Source organism: Pseudomonas sp. H3(2019), from assembly GCF_007713465.1.
Classification (GTDB): Bacteria; Pseudomonadota; Gammaproteobacteria; order Pseudomonadales; family Pseudomonadaceae; genus Aquipseudomonas.
In genome coordinates this window covers 122347-143957 of record NZ_VMSG01000010.1, presented here as the reverse complement: position 1 = coordinate 143957, position 21611 = coordinate 122347, and the positions used below count along the sequence as shown (strand labels likewise).

13 protein-coding genes are annotated in these 21611 nt (G+C 58.6%); 4 read left to right on the top strand and 9 right to left on the bottom strand.

The window, feature by feature from the left end; all coding sequences use genetic code 11:
• Nucleotides 1–58: 58 nt before the first annotated feature.
• Nucleotides 59–1402: a lytic polysaccharide monooxygenase gene (locus FPT12_RS12565; RefSeq protein WP_145016542.1), complete on the bottom strand. Its 1344-nt coding sequence runs from the start codon at nucleotides 1400–1402 to the stop codon at nucleotides 59–61.
• A 242-nt stretch (nucleotides 1403–1644) separates the two neighbouring features.
• Here FPT12_RS12565 and FPT12_RS12560 point away from each other — a divergent pair, with 242 nt between their 5' ends.
• Genes FPT12_RS12560 through FPT12_RS12550 form a run of 3 tightly spaced genes read left to right on the top strand, consistent with a single transcriptional unit; the run spans nucleotide 1645 to nucleotide 7129 of the window.
• Nucleotides 1645–2889, top strand: a complete 1245-nt coding sequence (locus FPT12_RS12560) for an exonuclease SbcCD subunit D C-terminal domain-containing protein (RefSeq protein ID WP_145016541.1) — start codon at nucleotides 1645–1647, stop codon at nucleotides 2887–2889.
• On the top strand, nucleotides 2886–6527 hold the full coding sequence (locus FPT12_RS12555; RefSeq protein WP_145016540.1) for an AAA family ATPase: 3642 nt from the start codon (nucleotides 2886–2888) through the stop codon (nucleotides 6525–6527). The genes FPT12_RS12560 and FPT12_RS12555 overlap by 4 nt, the downstream gene beginning before the upstream one ends.
• Nucleotides 6524–7129 carry a glutathione S-transferase gene (locus tag FPT12_RS12550; protein ID WP_145016539.1) on the top strand — a complete coding sequence of 202 codons (606 nt, stop codon included), beginning with the start codon at nucleotides 6524–6526 and terminating at the stop codon, nucleotides 7127–7129. Before FPT12_RS12555 ends, FPT12_RS12550 begins: the two co-directional genes overlap by 4 nt.
• Nucleotides 7130–7214: 85 nt before the next feature.
• Here FPT12_RS12550 and FPT12_RS12545 read toward each other — a convergent pair whose 3' ends face one another.
• The 5 genes from FPT12_RS12545 to FPT12_RS12530 form a co-directional block, all read right to left on the bottom strand.
• A complete protein-coding gene (locus tag FPT12_RS12545) occupies nucleotides 7215–7424 on the bottom strand; it encodes a hypothetical protein (RefSeq protein WP_123584962.1) in 210 nt (69 codons plus the stop codon).
• 115 nt (nucleotides 7425–7539) lie between these two features.
• The gene (locus FPT12_RS27960; RefSeq protein ID WP_256676719.1) at nucleotides 7540–7665 is read right to left on the bottom strand and encodes a hypothetical protein; all 126 of its coding nucleotides are present in this window, start codon (nucleotides 7663–7665) and stop codon (nucleotides 7540–7542) included.
• 211 nt (nucleotides 7666–7876) lie between these two features.
• A complete protein-coding gene (locus FPT12_RS12540) occupies nucleotides 7877–8056 on the bottom strand; it encodes a hypothetical protein (RefSeq protein WP_054597153.1) in 180 nt (59 codons plus the stop codon).
• Between the two features lie 156 nt (nucleotides 8057–8212).
• Nucleotides 8213–9388 carry a lactonase family protein gene (locus tag FPT12_RS12535; RefSeq protein WP_145016538.1) on the bottom strand — a complete coding sequence of 392 codons (1176 nt, stop codon included), beginning with the start codon at nucleotides 9386–9388 and terminating at the stop codon, nucleotides 8213–8215.
• On the bottom strand, nucleotides 9375–9665 hold the full coding sequence (locus tag FPT12_RS12530) for a DUF5629 family protein (RefSeq protein WP_145016537.1): 291 nt from the start codon (nucleotides 9663–9665) through the stop codon (nucleotides 9375–9377). The genes FPT12_RS12535 and FPT12_RS12530 overlap by 14 nt, the downstream gene beginning before the upstream one ends.
• A gap of 212 nt (nucleotides 9666–9877) precedes the next feature.
• Here FPT12_RS12530 and FPT12_RS12525 point away from each other — a divergent pair, with 212 nt between their 5' ends.
• Complete coding sequence (locus FPT12_RS12525; RefSeq protein ID WP_145016536.1) at nucleotides 9878–14695, top strand: dermonecrotic toxin domain-containing protein; 4818 nt, start codon at nucleotides 9878–9880, stop codon at nucleotides 14693–14695.
• Nucleotides 14696–14737: 42 nt separating this feature from the next.
• Here FPT12_RS12525 and FPT12_RS12520 read toward each other — a convergent pair whose 3' ends face one another.
• The 3 genes from FPT12_RS12520 to pepN form a co-directional block, all read right to left on the bottom strand.
• On the bottom strand, nucleotides 14738–17113 hold the full coding sequence (locus FPT12_RS12520; protein ID WP_371922546.1) for an RND family transporter: 2376 nt from the start codon (nucleotides 17111–17113) through the stop codon (nucleotides 14738–14740).
• A 24-nt stretch (nucleotides 17114–17137) separates the two neighbouring features.
• Complete coding sequence (locus FPT12_RS12515; RefSeq protein WP_145016534.1) at nucleotides 17138–18190, bottom strand: YCF48-related protein; 1053 nt, start codon at nucleotides 18188–18190, stop codon at nucleotides 17138–17140.
• Nucleotides 18191–18944: 754 nt separating this feature from the next.
• Complete coding sequence (gene pepN / locus FPT12_RS12505) at nucleotides 18945–21608, bottom strand: aminopeptidase N (RefSeq protein WP_145016533.1); 2664 nt, start codon at nucleotides 21606–21608, stop codon at nucleotides 18945–18947.
• Nucleotides 21609–21611: the final 3 nt, after the last annotated feature.

Genomic DNA, 21611 nt, shown 5'->3' with positions numbered 1-21611 from the left:
CTGCTACAAATGCCAACCTGGAACAATCACCTTCAGGATGATTGTTCCAGTGCTCAGGTCAGGATTGTTTGACCCAAAGCACATTATCGCCGACACCAGGCGCCCAATCCGGCACGTACGAAACATGTGCCTGAATGCATCTCCACGTGCTCCTCGAATGGCTGACCCGTGCGTCTTTTTCATACCTCGCATTCAGTTCCCAAGCCGGATAACCCCCTCCTCCCCCTTCGGTTCTGACGTCCAGAACGTTACTGGATGACGACAGTTTGCCGTTCTGGTCGAGCGCTTTCACAAAATATTCGTAGGTGGTATCTGGCGTCAGGCCTGGATCTTCAAACGTGGTCTTATCGCCGTCTGCGCGGTCGACTTCATGGTCGTTACGGAAAATGACGTATTGGGTAATCGGAGTTGTGCCGATAGAGGCACCCCACATCAGTCTGAGACTTTGCGCAGTCTGGCCCATGCTGTGCAGATTCACTGGGGCAGTGGGTGCTCCATCTTCTGTCAACGTATGCACTTCAATGGCCCGACTCGGTGCAGAAACCTTGCCCTCGTTATTGATTGCGGAAATAAAATAGCTGTATCGGGTTCCAGCCGCCACGCTGTTATCGGTCCAGGTCTGTTGCGTTGCGTCAATATCGACAGTGCTGATCCCGCTTCGTGTAATACGGTACTTGGCAATGGGGGCGACTGCCTGATCCCACGTCAGCACCACTTGCTTGTCAGTAACGTCGCTGGCCGTCAGCCCGGTCGGTGTGTCGGGACGTTCACCTCCGTCGGACGCCCCAAAGAGCAGATCAATTATCTGATAGAAAGCCATCCCCGTATCGGCAACGACATAAATAGCCAGTAACACGTGGTAGCCCTCACGTTTGGGCAACTGGACTTCATGTTCGGTGGGGGAAGGAGGCATCAATTCATCTGGATATTTCCAGAATGGTTGCCAATTGTTTTGCACCGTATAAAACGGCTTTGCGCCGAACTGATTGCGCGCCAGGGGCTTGCTGGAGTCCCAATCGTCTTCGGTTATGAAATAGTCCCAGCGCCTTGCGGGGTGGTTTGCAGTAAAGTTCCATGAGACAGGCAATGATTCGCCACTACGCACTTCGTGCTTTTGCCAGTGGTCACCGGGCTGATCCAGAAACGCACCGGTCAGTTGGCCCGCGCTGGCAATCTTTCCATCCAGAGGTGGCGTGGCGCTGAGCACATCGTCCGGAGCCAAAGGATCCTTCAAACCGCCAACGGTCTGCGGGAAATGCTTTCCAGACTCCCGCTGGTTCAGCGCGCCTTCATCCAGTTTCCCTTCCTGCCAGGCAAAATAGGCCCGTGAAGCGGGGGAAAAGACATGACCGTGACGCGGTGTGTTGCTTCGACTGATCGTGTTCGAGCTACGCTGTGACATAGTGTTTCTCCACGCTTGTTTAATCGCTGCAAGGTATTCATACCCTCCGCCACCATTAAACGCCCTGCCCTGCGCCACGAATACTGTCAGAAGTAACAGGCCGGCGCGCCATTGGTCGGTTATTAACCTCCGCGATCTGCAAGAAGCCCCTCAGCAACCCAAAGCATTTGCCAGTAAACTCTCTCCCCTTTCGCCGCCTCCATTTCCCTGCGGCCATCACCTTATTTCCTACGGAGTTTGCCTTGCGTCTGTTCCACACCTCCGACTGGCACCTTGGGCAGAACCTGCATGGCCAGGAGCGCGACTTTGAACACGGCTGTTTCCTCGACTGGCTGCTGCGTCAGCTGGGGGTGGAAAAGCCCGATGTGCTGCTGATCGCCGGCGATATCTTCGACACGGTCAATCCACCGGTCAAAGCGCAGGAACGTCTCTACGACTTCATCGTCAGCGCGCACGAACAGCAGCCATCGCTGACCATCGTGATGATCGCCGGCAACCATGACTCCGGCTCGCGGATCGAATTGCCTGCGCCGCTGATGCGCCGGTTGCGCACCCATGCACTGGGCCGGGTGTTGTGGCTCGATGACGGGCAGCTGGACGCCGAGCGTTTGCTGATTCCGCTGCCCGATGCCTCGGGTGAAATCGCTGGCTGGTGCCTGGCGCTACCGTTTCTGCGCCCCGCCGAAGTTACCGGCGCCCATTTGGGCGACAACTACCTGCGCGGCATTGGCCAGGTGCATGAATGGCTGATCGAAGCCGCCAATGCCAAGCGCCAACCCGGTCAGGCATTGATCGCCATCAGCCATGCGCACATGGCCGGTGGATCGGTGTCCGAGGACTCCGAGCGCAGCCTGATCATCGGCAACGCCGAAGCCCTGCCCGCCAGCCTGTTCGGCCCGAGCATCAGCTACGTTGCCCTCGGCCATTTGCACAAGCCGCAGAAGGTCAACGGCGAGGCGCGCATTCGCTACAGCGGCTCACCGATCCCGTTGTCGTTTTCCGAAATCGGCTATCAGCATCAGATTCTCGACATCACGCTCGACGGCGAGACGCTGCTCAGCGTCGAACCCCGGTTGATCCCCCGCGCGGTCAACCTGCAACGCCTGGGCCCTGCTCCGCTCAGTGAAATCCTGACGCAACTCGCAGATTTACCGAACATAGACCTGCTAGCCGATCTCCAGCGCCAACCGTGGCTTGAAGTCCGCGTGCGCCTCGACGAACCGCAGCCGGACTTGCGCCAACAGATCGAAACCGCCCTGCAAGGCAAAGCCGTGCGGCTGGTGCGGATCGCTGCCGAATACGCAGGCAATGGCGGTCGAGACGGCGCTGATGACACCGGTCAGTTGGTCGAACTGGACCAGCTCACGCCACAGGAATTATTCAGCCGTGCCTGGCTCGATAACTACGGCAGCGCCGTCGACGAACAGACACTCAAGGACTTTGCGGTGCTGCTGCAAGACGTTCAGCAGGAGAGCGAACAGCCATGAAAATTCTCGCGATCCGCCTGAAGAACCTCGCCTCGCTGGCAGGCCCCTTTGAAATCGACTTCACCGCCGAACCCTTGGCCAGTTCCGGTCTGTTTGCGATTACCGGGCCGACGGGGGCCGGCAAAAGTACCTTGCTCGATGCGTTGTGCCTGGCGTTGTTTGGTGCAGTACCACGCCTCAACAACACCGGACGCGACGCCAAAGTACCGGATGCGGACGGCGAGATCGCCACCGGCGACCCGCGCACCCTGCTGCGCCGTGGCACCGGTGATGGCTATGCCGAGGTCGACTTTGTCGGCATCGACGGCCGTCGCTATCGGGCGCGCTGGGAAGCCAACCGCGCCCGTGAAAAAGCCAACGGCAAACTGCAAGCCAGCCGTCAAAGCCTGCGCGACCTCGACACCGATCAACTGCTGGCCAGCCAGAAAGGCGAATACAAGACTCAACTTGAAGCGGTGCTGGGCCTGAACTTCGAACAGTTCACCCGCGCGGTGATGCTTGCTCAAAGCGAGTTCAGCGCGTTTCTCAAGGCCGATGACAACGACCGCAGCGAACTGCTGGAAAAACTCACCGACACCGCGCTCTACACGCGCCTGGGCAAGCGTGCTTTCGACAAAAGCAAGGAAACCCGCGAAGCCCACAAGTTGCTGCAAGATCAGGCCACTGGCGTAACGCCCCTTGAACCCGAGGCCCGCGCCGAACTCGATCAGCGCTTCAGCGACGCCCAGCAACAACTCAAGACCCAACAGGCACAGCTCAAGCAGCTTGAGCTGCAGAACACCTGGCTCAAGGAACTGCACCAGTTGCAGGACCAGCAACTGGCCGCCGCCGAACAGCTGCAACAAGCCCAGCAGTCGTGGGACGCCCAGGCTGGCGAGCGGCTGAGCCTGGCGCGCCTGGAGCAACTGGCACCGCAACGGCATCAGTTTGCCCGGCAAACCGAGCTGAGCGCGCAACTGAACCCTTTGGCTGCGTTGATTCAGCAACACAGTCAACAGCAGAGCGAGTTGCAAACCCGTCAGGTTCAACTCGAACACAGCCTGGAGTCCGCAAAAACTGCGCTGACCCAGGCCCAAAGCCAACACAGCAGCAACACCCCGCTGCTGCGTCAGGCCTTCGAAGAGCAGAGCAACCTTGCGCGCCTGACGCAGTCCATCAATACCTCAGCCGAACTCAAGCAGAACGCCGAACAGGCCAGTAACGAAGGCCAACAGACCATCGCGCGAATGCTCGAACAGCAACAACGGATTGCCGAACGCCTGGCGACGATTGCGACGCAACTGGAACAGAGCCTCCAACTGGCTCCCGTCAGTGACGCCTGGAACGCTTACCGCGAACGGTTGCAGCAACTGATGCTGGTGGGCAATCGCCTGAAAAAGGGTCAGGCCGAACTGCTCCAGATGGAGCAACGCGCGGCGGACACCGCGAACCAGCTCAGCGCACAACGCCAAAGTCTGGAGCTGCTCTACAACGAAGCCGGGGCCGAACCCGAAGCCGTTGCCGAGCAGATTCAGATCCTCGGCAGCCTGCTGCAAGATAATCGCAAACAGCAACGCGCTGTCGAAGAGCTGGCACGGCTGTGGGCCCGTCAGCAGGAACTGGACACGCGCACGCAGGAACTGCAACAGCGCCTGCAGACCGTGCAGACAGAACGCGAGCGCCTGACCCGCGAAGGCGTGCAGGCCAAGGCCGAACTGACTGTTGCCGAGCAAACCCTGAAAGTCACCCAGGAACTGCTGGAGCGTCAGCGCCTGGCGCGCAGTGCCAGCGTCGAAGAGTTGCGCGGGCAGTTGCAGGACGATCAACCGTGCCCGGTCTGCGGCAGCATCGAACATCCTTATCATCAGCCCGAAGCGTTGCTGCGAAGCCTCGGCCGGCACGATGAAAGCGAACAGGCCAATGCACAAAAAGCCGTTGACCTGCTCAAGGAAAAACTCGCCGACCTGCGCACCGAGGTCGGCGGGCTGATTGCCCAGCAAAAAGAACTGCTGCAACAACAGGAACAGCTGGCCACCCAGCAGCAGAGCCTGACACCGAGCCTTGAAGCGCATCCGCTGGCCGCCCAGTTGCTGACCCAGGAAGCCGGAAAACGCGACGCCTGGCTGAATCAGCAAAGCGCTCAGTTGACTCAGAGCATTGCCCAGGACGAACAACGACAAAGCGCCCTGCTCACCTTGCAGCAAGACGCCGCACGTCTTCAGCAACAACTGCAAGCCGCCGACCAGGCCAGCCAACAGGCTGCCCAGCAACTGGCGATCCAGCAACGCGAGTTGAGCAATGATAGCCAGCGCCTTGAAGAAGAACTGGCAGCGTTCAGCGCCCTGCTCCCGGCTGCGACCCTTGACGGTTTGCGCAACGAGCCTGCCGCGACCTTCATGCAACTCGATCAGCAGGTTGCCCAGCGTCTGGAACAGCTGGAGCTGCAACGCGAAGAGCTCAGCGAACAACAACAGCGTCAGCAAAACCTGGAGAAAGAACAGGACCGGCAGCTGACACGCGTGCAGCAATTGGAAGCCGCGCAGCAGCAATTCAGCGCACTCGCCGGGCAGCAACACGCCGCCCAACAGAAGCTCGCCGAACTGCTGGGCGACCAACCGAGTGCCGAGCAGTGGCAGCAGCAACTGGATCAGGCCGTAGAACAGGCCCGGCAGGCCGAAGCAACGGCCAATCAGCAGTTGCAAGAAGCACGTAGCCAGCAGATTCAACTGGCCGCCGAGCTCAAGGCCGAGCAACAACGCCAGCACGCGCTGGAAGCGGAAAGCCATGAGCTGAGCGGCAAGATTGCCCAATGGCGTGCCCTTCATCCAGAACTGGACGATGGTGGTCTGGAGCAATTGCTCGCGTTCAGCGACGAGCACGTCAGCCAACTGCGCCAACAACTTCAGCTCGGCGAAAAAGCCATCGAGCAAGCCAAGGTGCTAGTGCATGAACGCGAACAGCGCTTGCACAGCCATCAGGCGCAGCACAACGGCAACCTTGACGCCGAACAACTGGCCGGCGCGCTCAATGAGTTGCAAACCCTGTCCGGCATCAGTGAACAGCTCTGCGCCGAACTGCGTGCGCAACAAGCCGAAGATCAACGCCGCCAGGATGCCAATCAGGCGCTGGCCCAACGCATCAGCGATGCCTACAACGAGTGGCAGCGCTGGGCCCGGCTGAATGCCCTGATCGGCTCGGCCACCGGAGACACTTTCCGCAAGATCGCCCAGGCTTACAACCTCGATTTGCTGGTGCATCACGCCAACGCCCAGTTGCGCCAACTCGTGCGCCGCTACCGGCTCATGCGCGGCGGCAGCATGCTCGGCTTGCTGGTGATGGACACGGAGATGGGCGACGAACTGCGTTCAGTGCATTCACTATCGGGCGGTGAAACCTTCCTGGTGTCGCTGGCACTGGCGCTGGGCCTGGCCTCGATGGCGTCGAGCACGCTGAAAATCGAATCGCTGTTCATCGATGAAGGCTTCGGCAGCCTCGACCCCGAGTCACTGCAATTGGCGATGGACGCCCTCGACGGATTGCAGGCGCAAGGACGCAAGGTCGGGGTGATCTCCCACGTACAGGAGATGCACGAGCGAATCCCGGTACAAATCCAGGTTCGCCGCCAAGGCAATGGCCTGAGCACGCTGGAGGTTAAATGAGCACGCCGACGCTCTACTCCTTCCGTCGCTGCCCCTACGCCATGCGCGCACGCATGACGCTGCGTTACAGCGCCGTACCACTGGAGATTGTCGAGGTCAGCCTGAAGGCCAAGCCGCCGCAGATGCTTGCGCTGTCGAGCAAGGGTACGGTGCCAGTGCTGAGCCTCGAAGGTCGGGTGATTGAGGAAAGCCTGGAGATCATGCAGTGGGCGCTGGAACAGAACGACCCGCAGGATTGGCGGCTCAAGGACGATCCTGGGGCGCAGCAACGGGGCGCGGCGCTGATCGAAGCAAACGATCAGGTGTTCAAGTTGCACCTCAATCACTACAAATACGCCGAGCGTTACCCGGAACATCCGATGGAGCATTACCGCGCAGAAGGCGAAGTGTTTTTGCGCGAACTGGATGAGTTGCTGCAACAGCGGGCTTATCTGGTGACCGATCATGTGAGCCTGGCGGATATCGCACTGGCGCCGTTCATACGCCAATTCGCCCATGTCGACCGCGACTGGTTTGCGCAGACGCCTTATCGGCATCTTCAAGCGTGGTTGCAGGGGGTTCTGGAGTCAGAACTTTTTACTGCAGTCATGACAAAGATCTAGTGTGTGCGAGCCTGCTCGCGAAGGCGGTATGACAGTTGATATCAATGTTGAATGTCCGTCATCGCGAGCATCGGAATGGCCCCTTTCATACCCCCACGGCTCCCGCGACGTCGGAATGCTCAGCACTGGCGTGCTGCGCGTGTTCAAACTGGATGGCGGGATAAGCGACCTGAATCGGCGCTTGCATGACGCGCTGCGACTGAGCCGAAAGGCTGACCACCAGAACCATCACCACGTATAAACCAATGGCTACATACGCGCCGTGTTTGGCAGAAGAAAGGATTGCGCTGGCCATGGGATTCTCCGTGGGCAAGTTTCAGTGCCCACAGAATCAATCAAATAACCGGCTATGAATAGCGACCTTTATGCATAGTAGCCATCAGTTTAATTGATCGAAAATCCGACGACTTTCAGTCCTGCAACACGCTCATCAAACGCTCGTGCGCGGCTTCAAGCTCGCCGTCGACCGGTCGGGCAGCCGAGAGAATCGGGGTGGAATAGAGAAACAGCAGTACCACAGCCAGACGCATCGCCATGTCATCGATCCTTGGGAAAGATTGGGTCAATAAATTAGCGTCAAATTTAAACACATGGCCATGTGATATTACACGCGGTATTTGTGCTGATTGGGCTGCGGAGTCGCAAATACTTTATGCAGGAGCGACATCACTCTGGTCTTTCCAGCGAAAGGATCGCCGATCGGATCAAGTGACTTCGCTCCTGCATAAAGTCAGCAGGGTTTGAATCTCAGTGTTGGATCTTGTGATCCAGCGCGGCGTAGAAGTTGGCGCTTTGTTGCAGGTATTTCTGGGTGTAGCTGTGGGTGCCGGATTTTTTCGAGCTGATCTCAGTGTTTGCACTGGCTGGCAGAGCAACGCTGGCTGAGATGGCGGATGCGGCAATCACGGAGAAGAGATTGAAGTTCATGGCGGTAACCCTCGTAGATTCAGTTGGCTTTTGCCGGTGTAGACCGTGAAGCAAACTTACGCCCGAGGGTTGGCGCTCTTGAAATCTTTTGCAGCAGTAGCGGATATCACTCAGATTAATAGAACCGCGCAGGCCCCGGCGCACGGGGCCTGCAGCTTATTGACGCAAGAAGAACTTGATATCGCTGGGTGAGTCGAACGGCAGTTTTTGCACGGTTTTGCCCAGCAGACCGGTCTTCACATCACGCTCGATGATGACGATCTGGTTGCTCTTCTGGTTGGCGACCAGCACGAACTTGCCGCTCGGATCGAGGCTGAACTCACGCGGGTGATCCCCCTCCACCGAGCGGCGCTGAAGCTCCTTGAGCTCGCCACTGGCCGGATTGATGGCGAACACCAGCAACTCGTTGGCGGTGCCACGGTTGCTGACGTAGAGGAACTTGCCATCTGCCGAGGCGTGCAACGCAGCGGCAGCTTTTTGCGCCTGGGGCTTGCCGGCTGCCAGGTCGACCATCTGCCGCTGGGTCAGTTTGCCGGCCTGATAATCGAACACCGCGATTTGGGCGCTCATTTCCAGGGTCAGGTACGCGTGCTTGCCGTCACCACTGAACAGCAAATGCCGCGGCCCGCTGCCCGGCGGCAACTGAACCGAAGCTGGTGTGGCTGCGGTCAGCGGTCGCTCTGGATTGGCCTTGGGGTCATAGCGATAGACAAAGATCTTATCGGCGCCCAGGTCATTGGCAAACACGTACTGACCGTCCGGCGAGGACACTGTCGAATGCACGTGCGCCGACAGCTGCCGCTCGGGATTGATCCGGCTCGGCTGATGGCTGCTCAGTTGCACCGGCAGCGCCAGCTTGCCATCGGCGCTCACCGGCAATGCCGCCAGGTTGCCACCCGGGTCTTCGGCCACCGAGTAATTACTGACAAACAGGTACTTGCCGTCAGCGCTCAGGCTGGAATGGGTCGGCTCGTTGCCCAGGCTCTGTACCTGACCGATCAGGCTCAGCGCATGGGTGTTCGGCTCAACGGCGAAACTGCTGACGCGCCCTACCGGGTCGGCTTGCCCCGGACCATTCTCGTTGACCACAAACAGTCGACGCTGATCGCTGGACAAGGTCAGCCATGACGGGTTGGCACTCTTGACCACCTGCAACGGCGTCGCGTCGAGACGACCGCTCTGGCTGTCGAATTTGAGTCGGTAGATCCCCTGGCTCTGGCCTTGGGTGTAGGTGCCGATCAGCAGTTCATGGAGGTCGGCGGGGGCGGCCTGCACCCCCATCGCGCCGAAACTGCCGGCCATCAACAGTGGCCAGAGGTTACGCATCTTCATTGGTTTCGTCTTCGTCGTCGCTACCGCCGAACGCGTCCACGCAGACCAGACGATGCTCGCCGGAATCGCCGACGATCAGCCAGCTCTGCAGGCCTTGATCGAAGGTCGCAGCCTCAACCTGAGCCGGGGTGAACTCCCAATGTTTGGCCGCTCGGCCGTCCATGCATTCGATGTGCAGATTGTCGTCTTCGTCGAGAGCGAATTCGAAGGCGTGCAAGCCATCGATTTCGACCATGGCGCAGTGTTCGAGAGCGTTGAGAAGAGTTTCGGCAGTCATGGCAGTCAATCTTTGAGTTGGAAAAACGCAATGATAGCGCAATGCGGGAGTGGGCCTGCTGATGAAAGCGGACGTTCAATTAACATCATCTGCTATATCCCAATACCGCACTCACGACGACGAAATGCGATTTCCTGTGCTGGGCCCATTACCGGTCCGCTATCCCGACAGCCACGAAGGCACCGGATTAAAACAGGAAAAAGGATTTCATCATGCCCGACCCGAACACCCCCGCATTATCCACGCTTCCGAGCCAATTGGCCGCTCAGGCAATTCATAAACGTTTCGCCCATCGCCCGGCGCTGTTTTCAGTGGTTTTCAATGCCCTGCGCGACCAGATTCTGGAACACTATCCAACCCTGGAACTGGACCTGCGCTCCGTCAAACTGGCCAGCCCCAACTCATCTGGAGGCTGGACATTCCAACTATTGCTCAATGTCGCTATTGAACATGTACTGAACCCGCAACTGTTGGATCTGAGCCCACGGCGCGAACTGCCGTTCTACCTGACTCAAAAAATACCCAGCCGCCTGAAGACCCCGGCCCCGCCCTATCTCATCGACATGCAGGTCATTGCCGAAATCATCGCCGCGCTGCCATCAACGATCTACATTTATTTCCAGCAGGCGCTGGCCGACTACTGGAGCGAGGCCGACGTCCAGGGCAACAGTTGCTGGCAATGGCTCGGCGAGTTCCTTAACGGACAGATGACCGCTGCCGCGACGCGCGCAGACCTGACCCAGACACAACGGGACATGCTGTCACTCATCGCTACCTGGCCGGAACGGCTCAAACGCTCGTCCGGCTCTGATGCCTATTTCATCGAAACCACGCTCACCAGAGTCGGGAAAGAACTGCGCCTGTTGACACCGGACCTGCTGCTGGTACGTGACAAACAGGTGCTGCTGTACAGCGTGGCCGGGACTATCGAGTCGTTTGACTCCATCGATGCCTTCAGCGAAGCCTGGGGCATCCGGATGCAGCGCCAGTTCCAGTTCGACAGCGTCACCTGGAGGCGCAACGAGCCCGACGGCAATGTATTCGAACAACAGGCTGCCCTGATCCTCAATCAGCAACTCGAAGACTTGGGGACATTGACGTTTCAGGGGCAAAGCGAAAGAGCGCTTGAGCGCCGCCTGGAAAAACTCACGGATCCGGCGCTGCTTTTTTCCAACGTGCCCGAAGCTGCTCCTGCCCGGCTCCAGCAGGTGAGCAATCAACTGCCCGAGTGGATCAAGCAAGCCGACGCCGGCGACCGTTTTGCCTACCATCGTCATTTGCAGGACATGGCCCAAGTGTTGAAGCAGAACCAGGGGCGCTCATTCAACGAAGGCATTGAAAACATCCACAGCTTTTGCCGCAATGCGTTGCGCAAGCAGATGCAAACAGATCATGGTGACTATGATCCCGACGATGTGGTGTTGGACTTCTCCGTGGCCGCCGGCTACCCCGGCGGCGCAGGCATTATCGGCCACGTGCGAATGTCGCTGACGGAACTGGCCCTGAAGAATCTCGCCGGCAAACCCAAAGGCACCCTGAAGCTTTCCTCCAAAAGTGGCAAGACACTCCCGCACTGGCTGAATGAAGATTACGTGTTGGGCGGCAATGGACTGATCCAGTGCGTTGACATCGGCACGACCTACCCGCAGAAAATCAAGGATCTGCTGCTTTCCGACACTGCCGACGCCCGGCGACGGGAAACGCTGTTTGCTCGCGAACTCAAGGTCCAGTTGCCGATGCAGACGCTGGAATACAAGATCAGGAACCAGTACCGGGTTTCTGCCAAGGGCTACCACTATGTGAAGGCCCTGCTGGGTGAAACGGCCTCGGACAGAACCGTCGACGGCCAGGAGATCGTCCTGCGGCCACTGGCCCTGTGCAGAAAAGCTGGTGCCACACCCGATACAGCGAACAACATCTTTATTATCGAACCCCGCGACACAAACGTCGGCCCGCACCTGCTTTATCGGCCGCTGTACGCCGACTCCCTGTACGAATACCCGACCCGCCAGGACTTGCTGAATGCCATTGCCGCACCCGGCGACCTGCAGAACAGCGTGCTGACCTGGCTGACAGACAAGGCTCGCCCCATTTATGACCACGGCGGAATCAAAGAGCCGCACATCGTTCACTTCACGATCGGGGACGAGTTCGGACCCTATGAAAAACCGGCACCCGCAACCCTGGCCGTTGATGAGGGGGCTGAAGAATGGCTTCAGTCACACGTCAACGGCACGCTGCTCAACCATTTGTTCGACAGCACCGCACAGGCGCTGGTAGACCTGGCCGATCGGGATTCGGTGTCCAACAGCGAAAGTCGCTGGGCCATTGTGATGGAAGGTGCGTGGCTGCTGTTCAATACCTTGCTATTACCGCTGGTACAAGGGCCGGCCATGTTGGCGGGTTGGTTCCTGGTGTTGGTCAGCAGTCTGGAACAGGACCTGGCAGGTCTCGACAGCGATGACCCGACCATCCGGGAGCAGGCGTTGATCGACCTGTTGCTCAATACCGCGATGGTGCTGCTGCACGCCGCCACGCCATCCAACGGAACCCGACAGCCATTGACAGAACCGGCGCCGGAAGACAGCGCCCTGCACCTGGCGTCCTGGCGCCACCCCGCAGGCCTGCCCCATCAGGAAGGCGCTCCAGTGGTCCGACATGGCCCGGCGGCGCTACCTGGTGAACCCCCGGCGACAGGACACACCACATTGGATTTCAGCCGCTCCATTGCCAGCCCCAAGGCAAGCGCGAAGTTGCTGAACGCTTTGCTCGAAGTCCGTGTGCCTTGGCCCGAGTCCCTGCCGAACCCCGAGGCCGGCGGCCCCTTGAAGGGGCTGTACCGGATCGGCAGTACATGGCATGCCAGTGTCGGTGGATTGCTCTTTCAGGTCAGCATCGAAACCGGCTTCGGGGATGTTTACCTGGTCGATCCCGAGCGCCCGCACCATCCCGGTTTCAAGCTTGCCAGCGATGGCCTGGGGCATTGGCGTCTGGATCGCGGGGCAAGGTTGGAGGGCGGTATGCCCAAAGAAAGGGTCCAACGATGGAAAGGCGGAAATCAAACTCATCTGGATGAGTTAACTGCCCACGCGGAGGCTCTCAGATTACAAGCCCAGCCACTGGTTACGGCTGCACGGGAAGCCAGGGAAACAGTGATTAAAGCCCGCAAAGAACTGGATAAGCAGAAGAAAATCTTAAGGCTGTTGTGGGAGATCCTCGCTAAAGCGACTCCTGAACAGAAAGACAAGTACATCGGACGTTATGAGGAACAACGGTCCGAAACGGCGCGCGTCAAGCTAGGCATGCACATCGCACTCCAAAAACACCAGGAAGCCGTCGCAGCGCTTGCGCCTGTGATACACAAGCTAGTCGAGAAGCGTACCGAGCAAATGGCAGCCAACATAACGAACAAGGATCACCTGGAAAACCGCAACGCAGCGGCCATGCACGAATTTAATAGTTGGACCACCGTCTATGACTTACTGGTTAAAGCTCGCCTGGACCTGCTGGAACTGGAGAGCGGTGAGAACGTCGATGAACTGAGCATCCGTATCAACGATGAGTTGAGTCGAGGCATCACGACCGCCTATGAGACGTTCCTCAACAATACAAAGGCCTTGCTTGAGATAGAACAAAAACAAATTCCGGTAGCCCACGAAATAGAAACGCTCTTCAATCAAGCTGATCCTGCTCTGCGTCAGTATCTGTTAAGCGTGTCGCCTATAGATCAATATATCTCCCCGGCCCCCTTGAAACTGTCCGAATTGCTGGTGCTTCTCGAGTTAGCGCTTGATCGCAGCTACCGCCCTCGAGAGCAGACAGAGTTTTCCTTCGCTCAACAACTCCTGGACCCTCAAATAACTCGAAGCATACTTGCGCATTCGGAAATGCGCTCCAGTTCAGGTTACTCGGCAATCGAGCAGACGGTGGTCCTCAAGGATATTCTGGAGCACTACGAGCGTATCGAGAACGCCTTCAATTCATTAAGTGATATGAATTCAGGTTACTTGCGTGTCGAATATCGAACGCCTTTTCTGGAGCAATTTCGTGAGACCCGTTCCAGCCTTGAGGCACAACTGGCCGACTTGATCCTCGTAGACGAAGGGTTCGCCCCTGCACCAGTCACCGACAAACCCACCAGGGCGAAGACGTCCAGCAAAAAAGTCATCAAGACCAGCAAGGGCAGCCTGGTGGGCGATCTGCGACCGCCCCAGTCCGAGACCCCGGGCAGTTTTGTCGACATCAAAGACCCAAGTACCGGCCAGACCGTTGCCACGTACCTTGAACACGCCAATGAAGGGGTTTGGGTTGAGGTGGTCCCAGCAAGGCCAACGGAACCCGCCCCAGCACCTGCAGTTCGCTCGTTTAACGCGATCAAAAAGGATGCAGAAACCGTGATGGCCCAAAGGGCCGGTATTGAACGTACGATACGCGCCCAACAGAGAAAACTTCAGGATCCCACGCGACGCGAAGACCTCAGCCCGCTGGATTGGAATGACATGCTGATCCAGCATGCGCACAAACTCGAAACCCTGGCCGGGGAAATCCAGCGTGACTACAGCACTGATGCAAACGCCGCAGCGCTGAGAAATATCTACCTTGAGGAAGCAAACACCGCGACGAAACTGGCCCGCGAGGTTTGCAGCGAAGGGTACAAGCAACAGCTTCCCAAAGCCTCCAATATCGCCTATCTGTGGAAGCACGGCTTTGTCGATATCAACCTGGTCAGCAGTCGCGTCCCCACCAAGGCCGGTGACTATCTCACCGAGTATGCGGTGCGTGAAAAAAACACAACCAAGGTCTTTTGGTATGCGCATTTCCACTACTCCGCCGTCGATACGCCAGCTTCGCAACATAACTTCGGCCATTTGAAGCGGCCTGCAGAGCGCTTCATGACGCGCAAGCAACTGATCGAAATAGCCCTTGCAAACAACCGTGCGGTGGTCAATCTGGATAAAGCGGTGATCAAACCGCCCCTGGATCAGGAGCTGTTCCTTAAACTGGAACCCCCTCTACCAACAGCGGACTGATAAAAAAACGCAGCCCAGGCTGCGTTTTTTCAAGCATTGAAATCAGTGAGCGAACAATGAATTACCCTTCTGCCCCGCCAGTTTCTCTGGCTTGATCAGGAACCGTGCCAGCGCCGGCAACAGCCACAGCGCACCGAACATGTTCCAGAGCAGCATGAAGGTCAGCATCAACCCCATGTCAGCCTGGAACTTGATCGCCGAGAAGATCCAGGTGCACACGCCGATGGCCAGGCACAGACCGGTGAACAGCACCGCTTTACCGGTGGATTTCAGGGTCTGGTAGTACGCCTCTTGCAGCGGCAAGCCGGCACGCAGGAAGCTTTCCAGGCGGCTGTAAATATAGATGCCGTAATCCACGCCAATCCCTACCCCGAGCGCCACCACCGGCAAGGTCGCGACTTTCACGCCGATGCCCATGAACGCCATCAGCGCGTTGCCCAGCACCGAGGTCAGCACCAGCGGCAGCACGATGCACAAGGTCGCCGCCCAGGAACGGAAGGTGATCATGCACATGGTCGCCACGCAGATGTACACCAGCACCAGGATGGTCAGCTCCGATTCCTTGATCACCTCGTTGGTGGCCGCTTCGATCCCGGCGTTCCCGGCAGCCAGGATGAACTCCAGACCGTCCTTGTTGTTCTCCTTGGCGAAGTCCTGCACCGCATGCACCGCACGGTCGAGGGTTTCGGCCTTGTGGTCGTTGAGGAACACCAGCACCGGCGCCAGCGAGCAACTGTTGTTGTACAGGCCATCGGCACGGGCGATGGAGTTGTTCAGCACGTCGGGGTTACGCGACAGGGTTTCCCACTTCAGGTTGCCCTCGTTCATGCCCTTGATCATCTGCTTGGAGACGGTCACCAGGGAAATCGCCGACTGCACGCCCTCGGTGTTCTGCATCTTCCACATCAGTTCATCGATTGGCGCCATGGCTTCGTAACGCGAGCAGCCTTCCGCCTTGGTCTTGACCATCACCACCAGCACATCGGAGCTGGTGGAGTAGTTCTTGATGATGAAATTGTTGTCCTGGTTATAGCGCGAGTCCGGACGCAGCTCCGGCGCACCTTGGTCAAGGTCGCCGATTTTCAGGTTCTGGCTGTACCAGAGGCCACCACCGAAGGCGATCAGCGCCAGCAGGATCGAGACCGGGGCGACTTTCGAGCTGGCAAAATTCGACAGCAGACGCCAGAACGAATGCTCGCGGATTGCATCTTTCTTGCTGCGCTCGACCGCACGTTTGCTGATGCCGACGTAGGAAATCGCTACCGGCAGCAGGATCAGGTTGGTGAACACGATCACCGCCACGCCAATGGACGCGCCGATGGCCAGCTCACGAATCACCCCGATATCGATGATCAGCAAGGTAATGAAGCCCACCGCATCCGCGAGGATCGCAATCATCCCCGGCAGAAACAGCTGACGGAACGTACGCCGGGCGGCGGTCAGGGCGTTGTCGGCCTCGCTGGACTGCAAGGCAATCCCGTTGATCTTCTGCACGCCGTGGGAAATACCGATGGCGAAGATCAGGAACGGTACCAGCATTGAATACGGGTCCAGACCAAAACCGAACGCGTGCATCAGCCCGAGCTGCCAGACCACCGCCACCAGGGTGGTGCTCAACACCGCCACGGTGCTGCGCAGGCAGTTGGTGAACCACAACAACAGGATCAGGGTGATGACGAACGCCACGCCGAAGAACATCACCACCATGATCAGGCCGTCAATCAGGTCACCGACCTTCTTGGCAAAACCGACGATGTGGATCTGTACGTTGGGGTTCTGTTTTTCGAACTTGTCGCGGATCTTGTTTTCAAGTTCGTGGGAGAACTTCTGGTAGTCCAGCGCCAGCAACTTGCCCTGGTCCTGCGGGTCCGGGTAGGACTCCAGCAGCGGAATATCGACGATGCTCGATTTGAAATCGTTGGATACCAGTCGCCCGACCTGACCGGACTTGAGTACGTTGTTACGCAGCAGATCGAGGCTGTCGGCCGAACCGTTGTAGCTCTGCGGAATCACTTCGCCGCCGGCAAAACCCTCCTCGGTCACTTCGGTCCAGCGCACGCTCGGACTCCACAGCGACTTGAGGCCGGAACGGTCGACACCGGAGATGTAGAACACCTCGTCGTTGATCTGGCGCAGGGTCTCCATGTACTCCTTGGAGAAGATGTCGCCATCGGTGGCTTCCACGGAAATACGCACGGTATTGCCGAGGTTGGCCAGGTCGTTGCGGTGTTCAAGCATCTTCTCGATGAAAGGATGCTTGAGCGGGATCATTTTTTCGAAGCTGGTGGACGGCCGGATCAGCGTTGCCTGCCAGAACAGGAACATGCTGACCAGCAGGCAGATGACGATCACTGCCGGGCGGTTGTTGAAAATCAGGCGCTCGAGAAACGTCGCCTTGTCCTGATGATGACTGCTCATGGATGTCATAGCTCCGCCTTCTTATTATTTGCCCAGCTCGGCGCCGATTGGCGAAGTAGCGCGAACGCCGCCCTGTCCTACCAGAATCAAGTTGCCATTGCCCGCCGCCGTGACCGCCGAAACGGAAATGCGGTCGGGACGGTTGAATACGCTGAAGGTCACGCCGTCGTCGCTGCTACGCACCACGCTGCCGCCATTGCCGACGATCACGATGCTGCCGTCGTCAAGCAAGGTCGCACCGGACAGACCGAACTCTAGCGCACCGCGTGCAGCCTTGAGCTCGACCTGCTCCCAGGTGCTGCCAAAGTCAGTGGAACGGAATAGATTGCCGCGCAGACCGTAGGCCAGCAATGTCGCCGGTTTGGCGGTGCCGATCACCCCGAACAGCGACCCCTGATACGGACCTTGAAGGCGTTCCCAGGTTTGCCCCCAGTCAGGGGAACGGAACATGCTGCCCTGCTCGCCCACGATGAACAGCCCGGAATCCTTGACGGCCGCGATAGCGTTGAGGTGGTACTGATCCGGGTTATCGAGGCGATCGCCGACGTCCGCCCAGTTCTTTCCACCGTCAGTGGTTTCCAGCAGAGCGCCGTAAGCGCCCACGGCAAAACCTGTGCTGAGATCCTTGAACCAGACAGCCAGCAGCGGCGCTTCGCGCTTCAAGTCTTCAAATTGTTTGATCCAGGTAACGCCACCGTCTTCACTGGCGAGAATTTGCGCGTCATGACCGACAGCCCAGCCATGCTTGTCATCGACGAAATACACCGCAGTCAGCAGTTGCCGACTGGGCACTTTGGCCTGGGTCCAGGTCTGGCCCTGGTCATCGGAATACAAAATGTGGCCACGATCGCCGACGGCCACCAATCGCTTGCCTGCATGCGCAACATCAAGCATCAGGCCCTTGGCGGACTTCGCGGATTCAATCGAATAGACCGTATCGGACGCCGGTGCGTCTGCGGCCAGGACGGGTGCCGACAGCGCAGCAGAACCCAACAGCGAGAGCGCTGTAGCCAGCAACGCGAATCTGCGTAGCGCCGGCGGGCGGCAAAAACCCACACCCATGACAGGCTCACTCATAGACCTTTCCCCCATTATTATTGTTAGGTCGTTCAACCTTTCAGGGCGCCGCAGGGCTGCTCGTCGCGATTGAGCGTTTTTGGAGCATAGTCCTGAAACACGCAATCTAGAGCCCCTTCGGAAGCTGGCCTATCCTATCCAGCTTTCGAAAGGTCTGACAATCAACGCCACGTTATCTTTTGTTAACTGGGGGGAATTCCGGACAGTCGCTGAATGACAAGGCATTCGGGAGGAGGATGTGAATCAGCAAGCAAGCTGAAATTTCCGACACACAGGTTTGAGCTTTGGCTTTTGATCTTGATCTTGCTTTTGATCCACCCGCCCCTTCGGCAGGCCGAGTGGAGGTGTTCATCGGGGGGTGGGCGCGCAGCGCCGTACGGCGCAGCCGGACACATCGAGAGGAGGTCGTCGCGAAGCAGACCGTAGGCGATGCCCCCTGATGAATGCCGGAGCGAGAGAACTTGGAGCTTTAGCGACAAGCCGTACGCTTGGGGCGAAGACCTTTGCTTCCTTTGGGGCGTTTGCCAAAGGGAGTCGCTGTAAGAGCGAAACCGTAAGTAGCCGTTACCGCAGGAATGGATATGTACACCTGCAAGAGATTGGTCGGCTATAAGGCCGCCATCGCGAGCAAGCTCGGCTCCCACAGTTTTGATTGGTGTACATACGCAAGAGATGGGGCGGTTGTCAGGCCGCCTTCGCGAGCAAGCTCGCTCCCACAGGGTTCGGGTGAACACCTGCGGGAGCGGTGGTTGCATCAGGCCAGGCTTTTGCTGACCACCTCAAACACATCGCTGGACAGCTGACCCGAAGCGCGAATGCGCTCCAGCTCTGCCTTCATCAACGCCTGACGGGCGCTGTCGTATTTGCGCCAGCGCGTCAGAGGCGCCAATTGGCGGGAAGCGATCTGCGGGTTGAAGCCGTTCAGCTCGATCACCAGATCCGCAAGGAATCGATACCCCGAACCATCGGCCGCATGGAAGTTGATCAGGTTCTGCCCGGCAAACGCACCGACCAGTGCCCGCACCTTGTTCGGGTTCTTGATGTTGAACGCCGGGTGCTTCATCAACTGCCGAACCCGCTGCAAACCACCCGGCAACGTGCTGCCGGCCTGCACACTGAACCATTGGTCCATGACCAGCGGATTGTCCTTGAAGTGCTCGGCGAAACTGGCCAGTGCCTTGGCCTTATCAGCCTCGTGCGGCGAGTTCACCAGCACCGCCAATGCGGTCAGACGCTCGGTCATGTTGTCGCTAGTCTCGAACTGCTCCAGCGTCGATGCCATCACCAGAAATTCTGGCTTACTGCTCAGCATCAAGTACGACAGTGCGATGTTTTGCAGGCTACGACGGGCGAAATGCTCGGCTGCAGCGATGTAAGGGGTTTGCTTCGACAGATCACGATTGGTCTGATAACGCAGCCACAGTACGTCGAACAGGTTATCCGCCAGTTGCTTGCGGGCAAACTCACGGGCCGCGTGAATCGCGTCAACGTCTGCCACTTCGCTGATTTCGGTCAGGTAGGCCTCGCTTGGCAGCGAGAGCATTTCGGCGACCATCGCCTGATCCAGGGATTCATCCGCCAGCACCGTGCGCAATGCACTGATCAATCGCTGATCGAGCACCAATGCCTGACCCGCTTGATGCTGAGCGATCAGTTCCTGCAACACCTGCACCGACAATTGTTGGCCGGCTTCCCAACGGTTGAAGCCGTCGCTGTCGTGCTGCATCAGGAACATCAACTGATCACGGTTGTATGGGAAGCTCAGTTTCACCGGCGCCGAGAAACCGCGCAGCAACGAGGGCAACGGTTGTTCAGCAATATCGACGAAGGTGAAAGTCTGCTCGGCTTCGGTTACCGACAGCACGCGGGAGGTCCCGTCAGCAGCCGCTTCACCGGCCAGGCGCAGCGCGATCGCCGTGCCTTTGCTGTCCAGCAGGCCCAGTTCGACCGGAATCACGAACGGCAGTTTTTCAACCTTGTCCGGGGTCGCCGGGCAGCTCTGACGGAAGGTCAGGCTGTAGGTTTTGGCCGCCGCATCGTAAGACTCGCTCACCGCCAGACGCGGTGTACCGGCCTGGCTGTACCAGCGTTTGAACTGGGTCAGGTCGACGCCGTTGGCATCTTCCATAGCCTTGATGAAATCGTCGCAGGTGACTGCCTGGCCATCGTGACGCTCGAAATACAGGTCGCTGCCTTTGCGGAAACCTTCAGCACCGAGCAAGGTGCGGATCATGCGCACCACTTCCGAACCTTTCTCGTAGACAGTCAAGGTGTAGAAGTTGGAAATCTCGATGAACGCATCCGGGCGCACCGCATGGGCCATCGGGCCGGCATCTTCGGCGAACTGGTGAGTGCGCAGGTAGGCCACGTCCTCGATGCGCTTGACCGTGCGCGAGTGCATGTCGGCAGAGAACTCGGCGTCACGGAACACCGTGAACCCTTCCTTCAGCGACAGCTGGAACCAGTCGCGGCAGGTCACGCGGTTGCCCGACCAGTTGTGGAAGTATTCGTGGGCAACCACCGCTTCAACCCGCTGGTGCGCGGCGTCGGTCGCGGTTTCGGCACGGGCCAGCACGCAGCTGGAGTTGAAGATATTGAGACCCTTGTTCTCCATCGCGCCCATGTTGAAGTCGTTGACCGCCACGATCATGAAGATGTCCAGGTCGTACTCGCGGCCATAGACTTCTTCGTCCCAGCGCATGGACTTCTTCAGGCTGTTCATGGCGTGCTGGCACTTGTCGATATTTTCCGGCTCGACGTAAATGCGCAGCGCCACACTGCGCTGGGTCATGGTGGTGAAGGTGTCTTCGACGCACCACAAGTCACCGGCCACCAACGCGAACAGGTAGGCCGGTTTCATGAACGGGTCTTCCCAGGTCGCCCAGTGCCGACCGTCTTCGCCCGGACCACTGGCAATCGGGTTGCCGTTGGACAGCAGCACCGGGTAGCTGTGCTGCTCGGCGACCACCGTGGTGGTGAACTTGCTCATCACGTCCGGACGGTCGAGGTAATAGGTGATCTTGCGAAAGCCCTCGGCCTCGCACTGGGTGCAGAACATGCCGCTGGACTTGTACAGGCCTTCCAGCGCGGTGTTGGTTTCCGGGTGAATCCTGACGCTGGTGTCGACCGTAAAGCTTGTACTGGTCGGGTGCAGGGTCAGGTGATTTTCCGTTAATTGATAGTCACCGGCAGTGAGCTCGGTGTCGCCCAGGGCGACCGACAGCAGCTCCAGTTGCTGACCATCGAGCACCAACGGCGGCAGGCCAGCGCCGCGGGCAGGATTGCGGCGCATCACCAGTTGCGCATGGACCAGGCTGTGGTCCTCGTACAACTCGAAGGTCAGGTGCGTCTCGTCGATCAGGTACTCGGGCGCCTGATAGTCCTTCAGGTAGATCATCTTCGGTTGTTCGGTGCGCATGCT